This window comes from Sulfurimonas autotrophica DSM 16294 (assembly GCF_000147355.1).
Lineage (GTDB): Bacteria > Campylobacterota > Campylobacteria > Campylobacterales > Sulfurimonadaceae > Sulfurimonas > Sulfurimonas autotrophica.
On record NC_014506.1, the window covers coordinates 1,136,732 to 1,152,942 of the forward strand.

At 33.7% G+C, this 16,211-nt stretch carries 21 protein-coding genes; 5 read left to right on the plus strand and 16 right to left on the minus strand.

Features of this window, described 5'->3' with window-relative positions; all coding sequences use genetic code 11:
* Nucleotides 1–2 precede the first annotated feature (2 nt).
* The 14 genes from mrdA to SAUT_RS05885 all read right to left on the minus strand — a co-directional run bounded on the left by mrdA (nt 3) and on the right by SAUT_RS05885 (nt 10,956).
* Complete coding sequence (gene mrdA / locus SAUT_RS05825; protein ID WP_013326946.1) at nt 3–1,790, minus strand: penicillin-binding protein 2; 1,788 nt, start codon at nt 1,788–1,790, stop codon at nt 3–5.
* Nucleotides 1,787–2,239, minus strand: a complete 453-nt coding sequence (locus SAUT_RS05830; protein ID WP_013326947.1) for a hypothetical protein — start codon at nt 2,237–2,239, stop codon at nt 1,787–1,789. Before SAUT_RS05830 ends, mrdA begins: the two co-directional genes overlap by 4 nt.
* Nucleotides 2,206–2,667, minus strand: coding sequence for an N-acetyltransferase (locus tag SAUT_RS05835; RefSeq protein WP_013326948.1), 462 nt, complete (start codon nt 2,665–2,667; stop codon nt 2,206–2,208). The genes SAUT_RS05830 and SAUT_RS05835 overlap by 34 nt, the downstream gene beginning before the upstream one ends.
* Nucleotides 2,657–3,274: a ribosome biogenesis GTP-binding protein YihA/YsxC gene (gene yihA, locus SAUT_RS05840; protein ID WP_013326949.1), complete on the minus strand. Its 618-nt coding sequence runs from the start codon at nt 3,272–3,274 to the stop codon at nt 2,657–2,659. Before yihA ends, SAUT_RS05835 begins: the two co-directional genes overlap by 11 nt.
* Complete coding sequence (gene lptA, locus SAUT_RS05845; RefSeq protein ID WP_013326950.1) at nt 3,271–3,744, minus strand: lipopolysaccharide transport periplasmic protein LptA; 474 nt, start codon at nt 3,742–3,744, stop codon at nt 3,271–3,273. The genes yihA and lptA overlap by 4 nt, the downstream gene beginning before the upstream one ends.
* A complete protein-coding gene (gene lptC, locus SAUT_RS05850) occupies nt 3,745–4,263 on the minus strand; it encodes an LPS export ABC transporter periplasmic protein LptC (RefSeq protein ID WP_013326951.1) in 519 nt (172 codons plus the stop codon). It abuts the gene before it with no gap.
* A 10-nt stretch (nt 4,264–4,273) separates the two neighbouring features.
* Nucleotides 4,274–4,768, minus strand: coding sequence for a KdsC family phosphatase (locus SAUT_RS05855; RefSeq protein ID WP_013326952.1), 495 nt, complete (start codon nt 4,766–4,768; stop codon nt 4,274–4,276).
* Nucleotides 4,765–5,337 (minus strand): imidazoleglycerol-phosphate dehydratase HisB, encoded by a 573-nt coding sequence (gene hisB, locus SAUT_RS05860; protein ID WP_013326953.1) that lies wholly within the window; start codon nt 5,335–5,337, stop codon nt 4,765–4,767. The genes SAUT_RS05855 and hisB overlap by 4 nt, the downstream gene beginning before the upstream one ends.
* A 2-nt stretch (nt 5,338–5,339) precedes the next feature.
* Nucleotides 5,340–6,158: a septal ring lytic transglycosylase RlpA family protein gene (locus SAUT_RS05865; RefSeq protein ID WP_013326954.1), complete on the minus strand. Its 819-nt coding sequence runs from the start codon at nt 6,156–6,158 to the stop codon at nt 5,340–5,342.
* A complete protein-coding gene (locus SAUT_RS05870; RefSeq protein WP_013326955.1) occupies nt 6,151–7,374 on the minus strand; it encodes a lytic transglycosylase domain-containing protein in 1,224 nt (407 codons plus the stop codon). The genes SAUT_RS05865 and SAUT_RS05870 overlap by 8 nt, the downstream gene beginning before the upstream one ends.
* An 84-nt stretch (nt 7,375–7,458) precedes the next feature.
* Nucleotides 7,459–8,235, minus strand: a complete 777-nt coding sequence (locus tag SAUT_RS05875) for a TatD family hydrolase (protein WP_013326956.1) — start codon at nt 8,233–8,235, stop codon at nt 7,459–7,461.
* Nucleotides 8,225–8,395, minus strand: coding sequence for a hypothetical protein (locus SAUT_RS11355; RefSeq protein WP_013326957.1), 171 nt, complete (start codon nt 8,393–8,395; stop codon nt 8,225–8,227). Before SAUT_RS11355 ends, SAUT_RS05875 begins: the two co-directional genes overlap by 11 nt.
* A complete protein-coding gene (locus SAUT_RS05880; RefSeq protein WP_013326958.1) occupies nt 8,383–9,927 on the minus strand; it encodes an AAA family ATPase in 1,545 nt (514 codons plus the stop codon). The genes SAUT_RS11355 and SAUT_RS05880 overlap by 13 nt, the downstream gene beginning before the upstream one ends.
* Before the next feature lie 12 nt (nt 9,928–9,939).
* Complete coding sequence (locus tag SAUT_RS05885) at nt 9,940–10,956, minus strand: integron integrase (RefSeq protein ID WP_013326959.1); 1,017 nt, start codon at nt 10,954–10,956, stop codon at nt 9,940–9,942.
* Between the two features lie 341 nt (nt 10,957–11,297).
* Between SAUT_RS05885 and SAUT_RS05890 the strand changes: the two genes are divergently transcribed.
* The 3 genes from SAUT_RS05890 (at nt 11,298) to SAUT_RS05900 (ending at nt 13,523) form a co-directional block, all read left to right on the plus strand.
* Complete coding sequence (locus SAUT_RS05890) at nt 11,298–12,251, plus strand: hypothetical protein (protein WP_013326960.1); 954 nt, start codon at nt 11,298–11,300, stop codon at nt 12,249–12,251.
* A 92-nt stretch (nt 12,252–12,343) separates the two neighbouring features.
* Nucleotides 12,344–12,892, plus strand: a complete 549-nt coding sequence (locus SAUT_RS05895; RefSeq protein WP_013326961.1) for an HNH endonuclease — start codon at nt 12,344–12,346, stop codon at nt 12,890–12,892.
* A 259-nt stretch (nt 12,893–13,151) separates the two neighbouring features.
* Nucleotides 13,152–13,523, plus strand: coding sequence for a 5-carboxymethyl-2-hydroxymuconate Delta-isomerase (locus tag SAUT_RS05900; RefSeq protein WP_013326962.1), 372 nt, complete (start codon nt 13,152–13,154; stop codon nt 13,521–13,523).
* Nucleotides 13,524–13,532: 9 nt separating this feature from the next.
* Here SAUT_RS05900 and SAUT_RS05905 read toward each other — a convergent pair whose 3' ends face one another.
* Nucleotides 13,533–14,168 (minus strand): NAD(P)H-dependent oxidoreductase, encoded by a 636-nt coding sequence (locus SAUT_RS05905; RefSeq protein WP_013326963.1) that lies wholly within the window; start codon nt 14,166–14,168, stop codon nt 13,533–13,535.
* A 24-nt stretch (nt 14,169–14,192) separates the two neighbouring features.
* Nucleotides 14,193–14,828 (minus strand): CDP-alcohol phosphatidyltransferase family protein, encoded by a 636-nt coding sequence (locus tag SAUT_RS05910; protein WP_013326964.1) that lies wholly within the window; start codon nt 14,826–14,828, stop codon nt 14,193–14,195.
* A 225-nt stretch (nt 14,829–15,053) separates the two neighbouring features.
* On the opposite strand from SAUT_RS05910, the gene SAUT_RS05915 reads away from it, so the two are divergent.
* Entirely contained in the window at nt 15,054–15,497 is a 444-nt protein-coding gene (locus SAUT_RS05915) for an FAD synthase family protein (RefSeq protein ID WP_013326965.1), read from the plus strand.
* Nucleotides 15,498–15,864: 367 nt separating this feature from the next.
* Entirely contained in the window at nt 15,865–16,113 is a 249-nt protein-coding gene (locus SAUT_RS05920; RefSeq protein ID WP_013326966.1) for a hypothetical protein, read from the plus strand.
* The last annotated feature ends 98 nt before the right edge of the window (nt 16,114–16,211 follow it).

Here is a 16,211-nt window from a genome sequence, read left to right on the forward strand (position 1 = left end):
AGCTACTTTTTCTTTATATAACCAAGCTCTAAAAGCTTGTTATATATATCAGAAACGATAGAACCCGCCGCATGCCCGCCATGCCCGCCATGTTCAACCATAACCGTCACAACATATTGAGGATGCTTATATGGTCCATATGTAGTAAACCATGCATGTGATCTTTTATAATAGGAAAGCTCATGCTCCTGCTTTCTTTTTTTAATATCCTGCTTTATCCCGATAACCTGTGCCGTACCTGTTTTACCGGCTAACACGACCTTTGAATGTAAATAATTAGTGGCAGTTCCATGAGGAGAGTTACATACTTCATACATCGCTTTTTGAATAATAGGAAGTTTTTTCAACTCAATCCCGTTCAGCACATTTGTATACGTAGTTTTATATTTTTCATTACCAATCATTTGTATAAAATGCGGTGTGGGCAATTTCCCTGTTGCAATAAGCGCCGTTTCTCGAGCAATTTGTATGGGAGTTGTAAGAAAATCTCCCTGCCCGATTGCCATATTGGCCGTCTCTCCGATACTCCATATTTTATGGTATTTTCTTAATTTCCACTCACGTGATGGTACAACTCCTATAAATTCATTTGGTAAATCCACACCTGTTTTTTCTCCAAAACCGTAACGCTTGAGCCCTGCACTCATTTTTCTGTTTCCCAAAACAAGACTGCCTTTATAAAAAAAGTCATCACAACTCTCACGTATGGCTTTTGTTATATCTGTATGTCTATGCCCTTTTTTCTTCCAGCATCTAAAAATTCTTCCGCCTAGTTTTAGATTTGAACGACAATCAACACTCCAATGCTCATTTAAATCTGTACTTATATATAATAATCCTAAAAGAGGTTTAATTGTTGAGCCTGGAGGGTATAAACCATGCGTCATTTTATTGGTAAAAGGATGGTCAAGGCTTGATGAGAGCTCATCATACATTTTATATGACATCCCTGAGACAAATATATTTAAATCATAATTTGGGTAACTTCCTGCTGCTAAAACAGAACCGTCAACATTCATGATGATAATTGCGCCTACTTTACCTTCAAAAAGTTTAGAAATATACTTTTGCAGTTCCATATCAAGATTGAGTTTTAATTTTCTATCCTCATCGGGACTTTTATAACTTAACTCTTCAACCTCTTGATTGTTCGCATTCACTTTTATCTCTTTTTCTCCCGGCGTCCCTTGCAAATAAGAGTTATAATATTTTTCAAGACCTGTTTTACCAGTATAGCCTATAAGGTCAAGTAATGGATCTTTGTCTATATCTTTTTGATTTGCACGAGAAACATAGCCTATCATATGTGCAGCAATATTTTTGTATGGATAGTATCTTTTTGGTGCAGGAACAATTTTAATATTTTTTCTTAAATTGAGCATCGAGTAAACAGGCATCATCTTTTCATAAGGTATAAAATGCACAACATCGATAAAATCATGATTATAAAAAGAGTCTTTTTTCTTGTAATTTTTAATGATTTTTTCTTTATTCAATAAAGGGAAAGCTTTGAGTAAAAAAGCAATTTCATCATTAAATTCATTCTTATGTTTTTTCAACAGTAAATGAGGTGCTAGTTCTATCTTAAAACCAAGTTTATTAATTGCTATAGGTCGATTTTTCACATCTACTATTTCACCCCGTACTGGTGCAATCTGCTCATGTTTTATGGTGTTTTGCAGTGAAAGCCTTGAATAATAGCTGTTTGACTGAATGGCCAGAAAAAAGACACGCACAATTAATGCCAGCCAGATTGATATAAAAACAAAAATAATAAATTTTATTTTCATAACAGACTCACCAAAAAGAATTCAATTACTATATAGTATATTATATAGTAATTAATACTTGGTTGTGGCAATAAAAAAATATTTGACAGCAAAGTTAAAAATAAGAAAAAGCCCAGATAAATAAGTATAACAGTTACAGCACGAATACATGTAGCACAACTAGAGTTTTGAATAATTTTTGGCATAATAAATTTGTATACTATATAAAAATAGACAACTGAACTTAAAAGGATATAGCCGTAATTTGCTTCAAAAACTACAAGACACAATACAATAAGAAAAATTGAAACAGTATCATTATTGTCAAGAGCCCTGCTAAAGAGCACATACAATACTGCCAGCAGTGGTGGTAAAAATGGATAAATACTGCCCAGACTGTCATATAATACAAACAGTATTATATAAAGGAATGGGATTATAGGTTTTTGATGAGAGATACTTCGTTGCATATCGGAAAGTGTTTACATTTAATACAATCAGCCCAAATTTTATGTTCGGGGAGGGACTCTTTTGGTATTTCTACAAATCCGAGTCTTTCAAAAAAAGACTGCTTGTAGGTTAAACTCAAAACTTTTTGAAGACCAAGTGTTTTACCCTCATCCAATGCATAACCTACTAATGTTTCTCCTATTTTTTGCCCTCGAAAGCCTTCTTTTACAATGAGTGAACGTATTTCGCCAAGGTATTTTGTATGTATATGCAGTGCCGTAAAACCAACAAGCTGTGCATCTGAAAAAGCCAAAGTATACGAACGGATATTTGTTGCAATTTCATCTTCACTTCTTTCTAAAATAACACCGCTTTGCACTTCAGGCAGCACTAATTCTCTCATTTTTTCAATATCATAGAGTTTTGCTTTTACATAATTAATCTTCATCCACGCTCTCTTGTAACATATCATAAACTACTTTGACAATTTTACTAATACCTCTTTTTTTCGCACTTGAGACCATTAAAGCATTAGGGAACTCTTTTCGCAGTGCATTTTGCTCTTTTTGATTAAGTTTGTCTATCTTTGTAAAAATTTGCAGTATATACTGATTTTCTCTGGCAGTTCTAAAAAGAAAATCACTCACTGAAGTATCAATCTCAAGATGTGGATGCCTACAGTCTATAAGATGGATAAAAATTTTAATTTCTTCTCTGTTTGAAATATAGTCTGTCAAATTTTTTTCCCAGTCATGCTTGATAGATTTAGCAACTTTTGCATAACCAAAACCAGGTAAATCTACAAATTTGGCAACAATTTTTTCTGAAGAATCCCTATCTAAGAAAGTAACGTCAAAATAGTTTATAAGTTTTGTTTTCCCCGGTGTTGAAGAGACTTTTGCCAGTCCTTTATGGTTTGTCAAGGCATTAAGAAGTGAGCTTTTTCCAACATTTGAGCGTGCCATAAACACTACTTCATTCTGTTCCTCAGATTCTGGTGCTGCACTGACATTCGGAGCCGATGTTATAAACTTTGCATCAACAATGTCTATCATTTTTTTTCCTTTTCATCTTTTATATCAAATATCATAATAACAGGCTCTTTTTCAACACCTTTTGCATAGGCCTTACCGTCTATTGCCTGCAAAATCACTTCGTCACCGAAAATTTCTTTTTTGTCATCAAGTTGTTTCAGGTGCACATTGCCAAAAAAATGATACTCTTTTTTTAAAGGCAGATAGATGACTTTTTGAGCAACACCTCTATAGTGTGCTCCTTGCTCTGTCTGTATTTTAAAAGAGGTATCTCCTACCGCTACAAATTTTGTAGGCTTATTTTTTTTATCTGTATACACAGTCACTTTAGAAGCATTTAACTCATCATTGACTTTTTTGATTCTGACATGTCCGGTAAAAATTGAAATACCTTTATTTTGATCTCCCTTAAACTCATCAGCTTTAATTTTAAGCTCTTGTGAGAAGAGTGCAGTTTGTAGTAAAAACGTTAGTATTAGCAGGTATTTCATCTATTTTCCCTCTTTTAGTTGATATTTGGCAATGACATTTTTAGAGTAAATTTTCTTAGAAATGTTATTGTATTTAATGTAACTTCCAATGACATTATTATCATTCAAGTAAGCAATGTATTTTGTATTACTTATCACATCTGCTGTTTTTTTGTTGTACGTTGCTTTTTCACTTTTAAAAGTAAGCCCATCTTCCCGTACATAAACAACATGACCGGTTAACTTCACGATTTCATTTTTATATACACCAAAATCAGAAATCATATTGGCAATATATTTTTTTGAATTATCGGTATAGTCCATATCTTTGATTGTGTATCTGTCGGCATATCTTGTACCTTTACTGCCAAGCAGTATTGTAGTCAAACCTTCAGGGTTGAGCTCATACATAGTAAAATCACTCAACTCAAACAAAGGAACATCTTTAAAGTGCTGTTTTTTTATGTCCATTGGCTTAAACATAAAAAATATTACCAATAAAATGCTGATAACAAAAGTTAAAAATATATTGATGTTAATAACCTACTCCTTACAGCCATACAGATAAAAATTCTTCTTTTTGATCATTTTCTTCGACCAAAATATCTATCATCTCTCTTACCGCGCCGTTGCCGCCACTCTTAGAGAGTACGGTATTGACAAGTTTCTTAATTTCATTATGCCCGTCACTCGGTGTAAAACTTCTACCGGCAAGAGAAAGCATATTGTAATCATTCAAATCATCCCCTATCACAGCAACCTCATAAAATTTTAGACCAAGTGACTCGACAATTTCTTTTATAACCCTGTATTTATCTCGTATACCTTGGTGCAGATGTTGTACACCCAGTTCTTTGGCTCTTTTTTCAACTATAGGAGAATTTCTTCCTGTAATGATGGCTACATGGTTTCCTGTTTTTATCCAGGTTGTTATGCCTAACCCGTCTTTTACGCTAAAATTTTTACTTTCAAATCCGTCTGCTGAGTATATAAGTTTACCATCAGTTAAACAACCATCAACATCCAAAACTATAAGTTTAATCATAAAACATCTTTTGTGCTTGGTATGCCGACTCTTTCATTCTTTGCAGTTGCACGTCTTATGGCAACGGCAACTGATTTAAACGCTGCTTCGATGATGTGATGCTTATTTTTACCGCGACATTCTATAATGTGCATGCTGATTCGCGCATTGAGCGCAAAGGCACGAAAAAACTCTTCGACAAGTTCAGTGTCAAACTGCCCTACTTTTCCGCTGACATTAAGCTCATACACCAAAAAAGGACGATTACTTAGGTCCAAATCACAAGAGACACATGCTTCATCCATAACAATATTTGCACTCCCGAAACGTTCCATATTTTTTACAGGGTAAATCGCCTGTGCAAGCAGCGAACCCAGAACAATTCCGACATCTTCAACGCTGTGGTGATCATCAATATGTGTATCACCTTTACATGTAATATCCAAATCAATTAAAGAGTGCTTGGAAAAACTCTCGAGCATATGGTCTAAAAAGCCGACACCTGTGTCTATATTGCTTTTACCAGTACCGTTTATATCGAGTGCCACTGTAATATCTGTCTCTTTGGTTGTTCTTGTTTTTGTAATCATTTTCAATCCTCTCTCACTATGAATGCACCTTTAAATATGCCGTTTGCTTTATAATCTCTTGCTTCCAGTTCACTTTTGAAGCCTTTAAGCCAGACTTTAAACATTCTGCCGTTTGCACCTTGCATATCTTTAATGACTGTTGTGTATCCGTCTGTATTATTGTATTTTTCTTGTGTCTTTATTGCACCGCTAATATTTGAAAAAGATGCAATTTGCAGTGCAAACCCACTCAAAGCGACACTCTTTGGTGATTTTTTCAACTGCCGTGTACTGGGAATTTTACTTTTACCTTTTCCTGTAAAACCAAGTACTTCTAAGGTTACAGGAGCAGTTCCTGTACCTATCATGTTGATTTTTGATGCTGCAGCTTTTGAGAGATCTATAATTCTTGTAGAGACGAAAGGGCCTCTGTCATTAATGCGTACAACCGTACTTTTTCCGTTTCTTCTGTTTATAACTTTAACGATTGTATTCATCGGCAGTGTTTTATGTGCAGCTGTCATATCCCACATGTTGTATCTTTCACCGTTAGATGTAAACTTTCCATGAAAATTAGGACCGTACCAGCTTGCATTTCCTCGAAACCTGTCGCCGACACTGACAACTGTCGGATAGTAACGTTTACCATGCACTACATAAGGACGCATCGTCGGATGTGAATATTTTTTTTTGTCATATGTCGACCTGTACACACTTTTGTCATCACTGTAATAGGTCGGTTCAGAATATTTGTAATGTCTGTAGCCGCTGTAACCTCTCGTACTACACCCACTCATAAATAAAACAGCGCCGATTACTAAAAAAAGAAATAATTTATTCATACAGTTTCAACCTTTCCCCGACTCTGATTAAAGAACCTTTAATGTTGTTTTGCGCGCGTATATTTTTAATACTGATTTTATGTGCTCTGGCAATGGATTCTAAAGAGTCTCCTCTCTTTACCATATAATAGTATTTACTTTTAAATTTCTGATGCCTGCTTCTTTTTGCGATAGGAATGATTAATTTTTGTCTGATTCTCAAACGATTGCTTCGCAATTTATTAAAATCTTTAATAACCTTGTATGAAACACCGTATTTTTTGCCGATGCGAGAAAGGTTATCACCATTTCTCACTACATGCACCTTGTAAAAGTTTTGCATAGGCTCTTTGTAATATTTTTGTTTATATTCCGCAAGTTTAATATAAGGAATATATACATCATAGCCTTTGGAATAAGGTGGAACAAAGTCATATTTCAAATGTCTGTTAAGCTTTTTCAGGTCTTTGAGCGGAATGTGAATCAGCTTTGAAAGTCGTGTTAATGACTCCCCTCTAGGCAGTTTAATCGTTGCAATGGAATAAGCATTAGCACGGTTTAAAAGGTACTCATACTCGCTGTGCAGCATGTATTGCTCATCACTGCCTATTAGTGCCAACGCAACTATTTTTCGTATATAATAACGGCTTTCTCTTGGAATATAATGCTTTCTTGCATCAAGCAGTACAGAAAGATCATCCGTTTTTGCTTTTCTGATTGCCTTGTTCAGCGCACCGCCACCGCAGTTATATGCGATGGCAGCCAAATACCACTTACCAAATCTTTCATGAAGTGCTGAGAGATACTTTGCCGCTGCCTCAGTTGACTTGATTAAATCACGTCTTTCATCTACATACTCATCTATTTTCAAATGAAAAAGTTTTCCTGTTGCCGGCATAAACTGCCATAACCCGGCTGCTCTTTTGCGAGAGTAAGCTTTTGTATGAAAGTTTGATTCAGCCATAGCAAGATATAGAAATTCTTGAGGAACATTGTATTTTGAAAGAGTGCTTTTAATCGCAGGAATAAACAAATATGCCTCTTCCATCGCCTTGAAAAAATGTTTGTTTTTTGATAATGTCCTGGCTTTCATCTTGTTCATAATAGGATCATATAAAAATGAGGGTTCTATATCCAACGAGTCTAACAGTGCCAGCTCTTTATTATAATTTGACTCATACGTCAAATTAGCCATAAGTAATAACGGGAAAAATAAGGTTAATATATATTTAATCATAGACAACTTTTTTAGTTTTAATTTTTTTTAATATATGCTATTTTATCTAAAATAGTATTAAAAAAAGTTGTATCCGATCTAATATTAAGACATATGAAAGAGTTTCAGGGCATTTTTTGTAGTTATTTTCTCTATTTCTTCTCTTGAGATTTCTAAAATTTCTGACATTTTTTGTGCCACAAAAGTTGTATAAAGCGGTTCATTTCGCTCTCCGCGATGTGGTGTAGGAGTCAAATAAGGTCCATCAGTTTCTATAATGAGCTTCTCTTTTGGTATGTGGGGCAAAATATTTACAAGCTTTTTGGCATTTTTAAAGGTCAAAACACCGCCTATGCCAAAATAAAAATTCTCATTTGCAAGACTCAACAGCTCATCATCCGCATTAAAACAGTGTAAAACACCGCCGACTTCGCCTGCATTATGGTCTAAAAGTATCATTTTTGAATCATGTGAAGCGTTACGAATATGGACTATCAAAGGTTTTTTGTGTTTTTTGGCAAATTCTATTTGATCTGCAAAAACCTTTGCCTGTGTTTCTTTCTCTTGTGCTTTTTCTTCATCACTGCCTTCAAGGCGAAAATAATCCATGCCGCATTCGCCAATAGCCACACACTTTTCATGCCCGACATACTTTTCAAAGTATGTTATGTCAAAACCTTCAATATCATAAGGATGCACTCCGATTGCAAAATATACATCATCATAACGCTCAGCGATGCTAATGGCTTTTTCCAAAGTGCTTAAATCAGCTCCGGGAATGATAAAACGCTTGACCCCGCCCTCTCTGGCACGCCCTAGTACTGCATTCAAGTCTTCATCATATCTTGCATCATCCAAATGTATATGTGTATCAATTATCATTTTTTTCTTCTCTTTTTTTCTTTACATGTAATATATTTCGTATCATCAAAAATATAAAAACTGCAGATACTAAAACAGAACCGCCTGCTAAAAGCATATTGCCGGCATTGTAAAAATTATATGCTAAAAACAGTCCTACAACTGAAATTATAAAACACATTTACTTGCCTCCAACAGCTCTTTTGCAAACTTTTTGGCTTCATTTGAGATGCTTTCACCACTGATTATTCTGGCTATTTCATCTACACGTTCATCCATACTAAGCTCTTTTGTTTTTGATATTTTACCATCTTTATAGACCAAAAAGTGCTGATCGCCCATAGAAGTAAGCTGCGGTTGATGAGAAATAACAAAAATTTGAAAATGTTTTGAGAGCTGTTTTAAAACTTTTGCCACGCTCATAGACTCCTCACCGCTAAGGTTTGCATCTATCTCATCTAGCATTAACACACCGCCGTTGCTGCTCATAAACTCTGACTTTAATGCCAGAACTGCCAAGCGAAGCCTGTTAAATTCACCTGTACTGATTTTTGAGAGTTCTACGCCGTCAAGTTCTATCTCTAACTTGTCTTGTCCATGTATATCATACTCAGTCTTACGGATATGAATTTTGGCATCTCGTAAATATAAATTATTTAAGTATCTGTTCAAATCTTTTATAAAAGCAGGCAATGCTTTAGCTCTGAGGCTGCTAAGTTCATTTGCAAGCTCTTGTACCAGAGTAGAGAGTTCTTCATACCTTACATGTAAGTCATTTTTTGCGACTTCTATATTTTCGTATTTGGCAAGTTCTGTCTCTTTTTGCTTTTTGTACTCCAGCGCTTCTTCTATACTGCCATACCTTCGTTTAAGCCCGCTAAGCGCTTCTATGCGGTTGAGAACTTCTTCTACATCAACTTCATCAAGTGCACAAAATTTTTCTTGCGCACTTTCAAAAATCTCTCGAAGCTCATTCATAGCATCATCAAAAAAACTGCTCTGCTCATCCAAAGCCTCTAATGCAGAAGAAACCAAATGCTCATAATTGAAAATTTCACTCGCAGACTCTATACTGCTTAAAACTTTTTCTTTTTTAGAAAGTTCTTTTTTGATTTGCAAAAGCTCTTCATCTTCTCCGGCAGTCGGATTTATATCTTGTATTTTTTTTATCTCATAGGCTGCAAACTCTTTAAGTTCAACTATTTTTCTCTCTTCCTCAGCTATTACATGTAACTCTTTTTTTACCTCTTGGTACTCCAAAAAGCTCTTTTGATAGCTCTCTTTTAACTTCGCAACTTTTTGAGACTTCGCCCCTGCTCTCTTATCTAAAATGCCAAGCAGATTTTCATTTTCAAAATCACTGAAATCTTTCAAACTCAAATGCCTCAAATAATTTGAAGCAACTGCAGAAATGGACTTTTTGGAAAGGCTTTGATTGTTTATGAAGTAACGGGATTTCTCTTTTTTGATGTGCTTAAATACATTGACATCGTCATTATCTATGCTCGTACTCTCTTCATCAATATCCCATGTAACACAAGACTCGCACAAAGCAGCATCACAAGAGCTTCCACCCACAGAAGCTAAAATAGACTCCATAAGTATAGATTTCCCGCTCCCACTTGGTCCAGTAAAAACAATCAATCCGCTTTGCAGATTTAATTCTGTCTCTTTAAAACTCAAGTAATCTTTTAAGTAAAATCTTTCTATCATTTTCTTTGCCTTTTAAAAGTCTAATGGACTTATGAGTTTTGCTTTGTTCATCTCGCTTACAACGTGTCTGGCACTAAATGCCGATACCACCGTCGCTAAAGCGAAAGTGTGGTGCGTGTAAATCATAGTAGTTTCTACAGATTTATGCCCTAAAAGCTCTTGAATTGACCTTAAGTCTATGCCGGTCTGTAATAAATGAGTTGCATAACTATGCCTAAATATATGCGAAGTCACCCGCTTATTTAGATTTGCTTTTTTCGATGCGATTTTAATATTGCGTCCGAGCGTTTGAGGATGGATATGGTGCCTTCTTTTTAGATTACTTCTAGGATCTTTAGAAATATTTCTCATCGGAAATAAAAACTGCCATTTTGTTTCATATTTTGCATTTGGGTACTTTTTTTCATATGCAAAAGGCAAATAAACACTGCCATAGCCATCTTCAAGGTCTTTTACATGTATATCCTGTACTCGTTGTACTTGAACTAAAAGTTCCTCTTTTAATTTTAACGGTAAAGGTATAGTCTTGTCTTTTAATGATTTGGAATCCCAAATGTAAAGTTTGTTAAATCCAAAATCAATATCTTTAATACGTATATTTAATACCTCGCTCATACGTAAGCCACATCCATACATCAAAGTTGTAACTAATTTATAGATACCCGTGAGGTTTTGTAAAACTTTCTGTACTTCTTCTTTTGTAAGTACAACTGGAATATGCTTCCTCTCTTGCGCTCGTAAAGCTTGTATGTTCCATTCTACAGTGTCAAGCCCTAACACTTCTTTATAAAGAAATAAAATGGCACTAAATGCTTGATTCTGTGTCGTAGGGCTAACCTGTTTTTTAACAGCTAAAAAGGTCAGAAACTCTTCTATTTCTTTTTTTGCCATATCTATAGGGTGTTTTTTGTTATGAAAAAGTATATAATGCTTTATCCAATGTATATAAGTTTTCTCGGTTGAAATACTATAATGCATAAAACGAATTTTTTCACGAACGATATCAAGCAATTTTTTCTTTGCACTCAAAACATACCTCCCTTTTTAAGGAACTAAATGTGTTTTTATTAGAATAATCAAAAAATCAACGAACACTTTGTTCTACTATTTGCTTTTTTTAGAACAAAAACACATTTTATTTTTAAGTATAATAGCTATTATTTAAAATATTTATCGAAAATATGACAAAATGCAATAATTTTGATAATTAACATGCAAATATAATGTTTGTTAAATTTGATTTATAAAACTGTTTTAGATAGAATGTCCGTTGAATAAATAGTTATCCGCTCACTGCGTGACCGGATAACGGGGGCGTTTAGCCCGTGCCCCCGTTAGTCGACAAACATAAATATATTAAAAGGGTGTCCATGAAAAAACAAGAGATTGAGAGTATAGAAGAATTATTAAAAACTTATCTTGAAAATGATATATCAGCTGAAGAAATAGTAAAAAAGATAAATTTTAAAATTTTATATGAAGACCCTATATTAAAAGGTGAATTAACGACACCATATATAGAAATGCTATCTGAATATCAAGAGAGTGTTTTTTATGCTTATTTAGCAATTACAGGTAGAAAAGAAAATTTAGTTTTTTTAACCGATGAAGAGAAATCAGCATTAAGCTTAAAATTTAAAATTGATGATGGAAGTGATATTATTCAAACCGCTTTTGAAAAGATTGACAACTTTAATGATTTATTAAAAGAAGGAGTACAAAAGATGAATGGCACACAAGTAGTATTAGTAGCTCTTATTATCGCTGGTTATCTTTCAATCGATAAACTAGCTGATACATTTGAGAATATTGAAACAAAGAAAATTGAAGTAACAGTACCTATAGCAAATATAGAAAGAGAAAAAGAACTTTATAGTACTTTCAAGGATATGCAAAAAAATCTACTCAATAATAAGTTTGATAGAAAAAAACAAGAAGCATTACATAAACCTCTTTATTCATATCCAAACAATACATTAAAAACTCAAGAAGAAGTTATCACATCTGAACAAGCAAAAGAACTAAAAATCAAACCTGTAATAGAAACAGAAAATATAAAGGGACTATATATGGTTGATGGGGTAAAAGGTGCCAGTGAAAGCCGTAGTTTAACTACATTTTGGTTAATTAATAAAGCAGGTAAAGATTTTTCAATTCAATTAAAAAATAATGAGTTAGACACTATGAGAAAAAATTTATTATTTGAAAATATGGGTAAAATAATATATCTTGACTTGGAAATAAAGAAAAAAGATGGTGTAATTAAAAATAAGATAATTAATGCAATTTATGATAAAAATTCTAATCCGGAACTATTTATTTAAACTGTATAAGACTAACAAAACATAGTAGCTAATAAATTACCTAGCGGCAATTTATTAGCTATATTCAAACGTTAGCTTAACATTGGAACATTATGAAAAAAGAAGATATTAAACGCCATTTACACACTTACTCAGTTTATGGCAAAAGACGTACAACAATAAATCATGCATTTGCATCAGCAATCGCACCAAGTGATAATTATGATGAAAAAAAGATAAATGAAGCATTAGAGTTTTTAGAGCAAAATCCAAATAAAGATTTAAAGTGTGTATTCTGTAACAATGAAGCGGAAACATGGGATCATCTTGTTGGATTAGTAAAGAATGGAGAGCTTAGAGGTTTTGGGCACCAAATTGGCAATTTGGTACCATGTTGTAAAAATTGTAATTCTAAAAAAGGTAGTAAAGAATTTGACAAATTTATTAATCAATACGATAAGATACATTTTGATAAAGATGAATTAATTGAACTACTTTCTAGATATCAAATGAAGTTTGCAAAAGAAATAGATTTAGACCTTTTAAAAGAAAAAACACCTAATGAGTACAAATCATTTTTAAAAGTAAAACAAGAAATTTTTGACTTAATGGAACAAGCAGATGTTTTAGCTGAAAAGTTACGAAAGAACATACTTGGCTAGAAAAGCTAACAAGTACGAGGAGAGCAATAATTTACCCTAGCGGGAAAATTATTGCTCACGATAAACGTTATCCGCTCACTGCGTGACCGGATAACGGGGGCGCGGGCTAAACGCCCACTGGTCATCTGTCGCACAGCGCCAGATAACAAGCGGTTGCACAGAGCACCCAAATGAAAAATTTTAATTTTTCATTTGGGAGTCAGTGACCCGCGCCCCCGTTAAATGACACATAAATAAACCAATACAAAGGAGTAAAACTATGCCGCACTTTGTAATAGATTGTTCAGAAAATATTTTAAAGTTACACTCGGAAGATGAGGTAATAAAACAAGTCCATACATCAGCTATCTCTACTAAACTATTCAATAAAAATGATATAAAAGTAAGAGTAAATAGTTTTAAAAAATACTCGACAGGAGATAAAAAAGAAAATTTTATTCATATATTTGCAAATATTATGGAGGGTAGAAGCATTGAACAAAAATTAAATTTATCAAAAACGATAGTTAAAGATTTAGCTTTGATGTTTCCATTAGTTCCTCATATAGGAACTAATGTAATTGAATTTGAGAGGGCAACTTATTTTAATAAAAATATGCTTAATCCAAACTATCAATTTTCAATGCCATAAAAACCTTGACTAATTTATAAACTCTACCACACTTTGGAAATCTGATCTTAATTGTTTTGACTGTTTATTTACTCTATATCCAAATGGGAGCATCATAGCTACTTGAAACTTGCTTGTATCTAGCTCTAAAACCTTCTCCACATTCTCTTTTTCAAACCCTTCTATGGGGCAAGAATCAATCTTGATAAATGCAGCAGCACTCATCATGTTTGCAGCTGCTATATAAGTTTGCCTTGCACTCCATTGATATATTTTATCATCATCATTTAAAACATCACTAAGATGTGAGGCATAAAGTTTGATAAAAGAGTCTAGTTTATCTTCTGGCATGTTGCGACGCATAAGCTGTGAACGAACAACTCCACTCTCTACTTTTAAAGTTTCAATTCCTGCCAATACAACTACTAAATGTGAGCAAGTTGTAATTTGAGGTTGATTCCAACAAAATGGTTTTAATTTTTCTCTCAATTCATCATTGGTAATAACCAAAAACTTCCATGCTTCCATACCAAAAGAGCTGGGTGATTTTCGTCCAACTTCTAAGATATAGTGCATATCTTCATTGCTTATTTTTTTAGTCTCATCAAATAGTTTACAAGCATGTCTAAAATCCATCATCTTTAAAAAATCTTCTTTTTTACTCATTTTTTTCCTTTTTTTAATTACTTTTTATAGTAATTGTAAGCCATAAATAGCTGTTATTACAAGAGTATAAGCTCCTAAGAGATAAACATTTCTAGGGTTTCCTGAAAGTTTTGGTGTTTTAATTTCAGATACATTTAAAATGGCAAGTCCAACACCACTAATGTATAGAACTATGGAAAAAGCTTCATGTGTAAAAAAGCTTTCAAATAAAAATATAAAAACTAAAATCAAACTATTGTTATCGAGAGCAAGACCTGTATATTTTGTACCACCTGCTAATCCATAGGTGCTAAAGTAACTAAGACGAATAGCTGCTGCTGCTACCATGATAAAAGCACCTATGAGATATATAGGCTCAAAATGTCCATAACTTAAAAGTAAAATGGCTGGTGTAACGCCATAGCTTACTATATCTATAAGAACATCAAGTTGTCCACCAAATTTAGCATCTGTTTCTGTTCTACCTTTTAGTTTTCTAGCCACTAATCCATCAGCCCAATCAAAAGCAACAGCCCAAACCATTCCAATCATAGCGATAGAGTAGTAACCTAAAATAGAAGAATAAATAGCAAGTAGTGTACAGGCTAATCCTGAGAGTGATAAAAGGTTTGGAAGGTCTTTTACATAAGAAAGAATAGTTGGTTGTTGTGTTTTTGGCATTAAAAAAAGTCCTTTGAAATAAATAAGTTAAAATTATGCTAATTATTTAGTATAATAATGGTATTATACCCTAAATCATATTACTAACTGACCTCATAGACTATATTTAACTTCATATAGTGAATGCTCTCTCGTTTTATCCAAAAAGATAATTTTAATAATATTTTGATGACTCTGTTGTGCAGAAGCGTGTCAAGTTAGTTATGAACTAAAGGAGATTAAATTATGACTGTATATACTGTTGGTACTTTTGATTTGTTACATGTTGGTCATTTGGCTTTGTTGGAATATTGTAAAACATTAGGTGATACATTTGTGGTAGGTGTCGCTTCTGATGAAGTAGTAGGCTCATACAAAAGAAATATCCCTGTTATCCCCTTACAACAGAGAATGGAGATGTTAAAAGCTTTAAAATGTGTTGATGATGTTGTATCATATGAGACACTTGAATATGTGTCAAACTGTGAAAAATTAGATGTTGATATTTTTGTCATAGGAGAAGATTGGGGAAGTGAACCACATAATATCGCTGTTGAAGAGTACTTAAAATCAAAAGGTGCAAAAATCATTCAAGTGACTTATAACCCACTTACTTCATCTACAAAGATAAAACAAAATGTTATAGCTCAGATACATGAAGGTAAATATTTAGTAAACAATGTTTCCTAAAGAGAAGTTTTGTTGCTAAGATAAACACCTAACAAAACCTTGGAACTAATAAATTTTCTAGCGCAAATTTACAGTTCAAGTCAGCCGTTATGCCACTGTGAATGAATCTCAGATGCCATCGATAGACTGGAACGCTTTTGGCGGTAGTGACGGCATAGAAAATCGTTTTTGCACAAATGATTCTTGCAAACTGTAAAGCTAAAGGGATACTTCACTCTTTATCTTTACTAGGTGTCAAGAGTATTTTTACCGAATTTTCAGCGTAATGTATTATGTTTGTGCTAAAATAAATTTAGGGTACCTCTAAAAACCATGTACGTTCTCAGGTTTTAGAGAGGTTCTTTATATAAAATTATGGAGGCACTACATGAAAAGATATATTTACAACGCAGACATCGGAACCTTTGAAATCCAGCAGACAAGTCATTTGCTTTATCAGCTTTGGATAGGTGAAGAATTGCTTGGTGAATATGAAAGTGCTGAACTAGCTGCCGCAGATGTCAGCGGGTTTAATACCGATTATGTGGAATGGGACAAACTCGAAAATGAACTTGAAAATATTCCAGCTAATCTTTCTGAATGGTCTGCCATCGCAGAAGAAACTTCTCCCAAGTAATGCACTTTTTCTCTTTGAATTATAAGGTACTAGTGTAGCATGATGGCACAATGCCTACTTAAAACAAAGAAACTTAGGGGTGAGTCATTGAATATCCT

Coding starts and splice junctions, on each gene's coding strand:
- mrdA (WP_013326946.1), bottom strand. CDS start 1,790: ATGAAAATAAAATTTATTATTTTTGTTTTTATATCAATCTGGCTGGCA.
- SAUT_RS05830 (WP_013326947.1), bottom strand. CDS start 2,239: ATGCAACGAAGTATCTCTCATCAAAAACCTATAATCCCATTCCTTTAT.
- SAUT_RS05835 (WP_013326948.1), bottom strand. CDS start 2,667: ATGAAGATTAATTATGTAAAAGCAAAACTCTATGATATTGAAAAAATG.
- yihA (WP_013326949.1), bottom strand. CDS start 3,274: ATGATAGACATTGTTGATGCAAAGTTTATAACATCGGCTCCGAATGTC.
- lptA (WP_013326950.1), bottom strand. CDS start 3,744: ATGAAATACCTGCTAATACTAACGTTTTTACTACAAACTGCACTCTTC.
- SAUT_RS05855 (WP_013326952.1), bottom strand. CDS start 4,768: ATGATTAAACTTATAGTTTTGGATGTTGATGGTTGTTTAACTGATGGT.
- hisB (WP_013326953.1), bottom strand. CDS start 5,337: ATGATTACAAAAACAAGAACAACCAAAGAGACAGATATTACAGTGGCA.
- SAUT_RS05865 (WP_013326954.1), bottom strand. CDS start 6,158: ATGAATAAATTATTTCTTTTTTTAGTAATCGGCGCTGTTTTATTTATG.
- SAUT_RS05870 (WP_013326955.1), bottom strand. CDS start 7,374: ATGATTAAATATATATTAACCTTATTTTTCCCGTTATTACTTATGGCT.
- SAUT_RS05875 (WP_013326956.1), bottom strand. CDS start 8,235: ATGATAATTGATACACATATACATTTGGATGATGCAAGATATGATGAA.
- SAUT_RS11355 (WP_013326957.1), bottom strand. CDS start 8,395: ATGTGTTTTATAATTTCAGTTGTAGGACTGTTTTTAGCATATAATTTT.
- SAUT_RS05880 (WP_013326958.1), bottom strand. CDS start 9,927: ATGATAGAAAGATTTTACTTAAAAGATTACTTGAGTTTTAAAGAGACA.
- SAUT_RS05890 (WP_013326960.1), top strand. CDS start 11,298: ATGAAAAAACAAGAGATTGAGAGTATAGAAGAATTATTAAAAACTTAT.
- SAUT_RS05895 (WP_013326961.1), top strand. CDS start 12,344: ATGAAAAAAGAAGATATTAAACGCCATTTACACACTTACTCAGTTTAT.
- SAUT_RS05900 (WP_013326962.1), top strand. CDS start 13,152: ATGCCGCACTTTGTAATAGATTGTTCAGAAAATATTTTAAAGTTACAC.
- SAUT_RS05905 (WP_013326963.1), bottom strand. CDS start 14,168: ATGAGTAAAAAAGAAGATTTTTTAAAGATGATGGATTTTAGACATGCT.
- SAUT_RS05910 (WP_013326964.1), bottom strand. CDS start 14,828: ATGCCAAAAACACAACAACCAACTATTCTTTCTTATGTAAAAGACCTT.
- SAUT_RS05915 (WP_013326965.1), top strand. CDS start 15,054: ATGACTGTATATACTGTTGGTACTTTTGATTTGTTACATGTTGGTCAT.
- SAUT_RS05920 (WP_013326966.1), top strand. CDS start 15,865: ATGAAAAGATATATTTACAACGCAGACATCGGAACCTTTGAAATCCAG.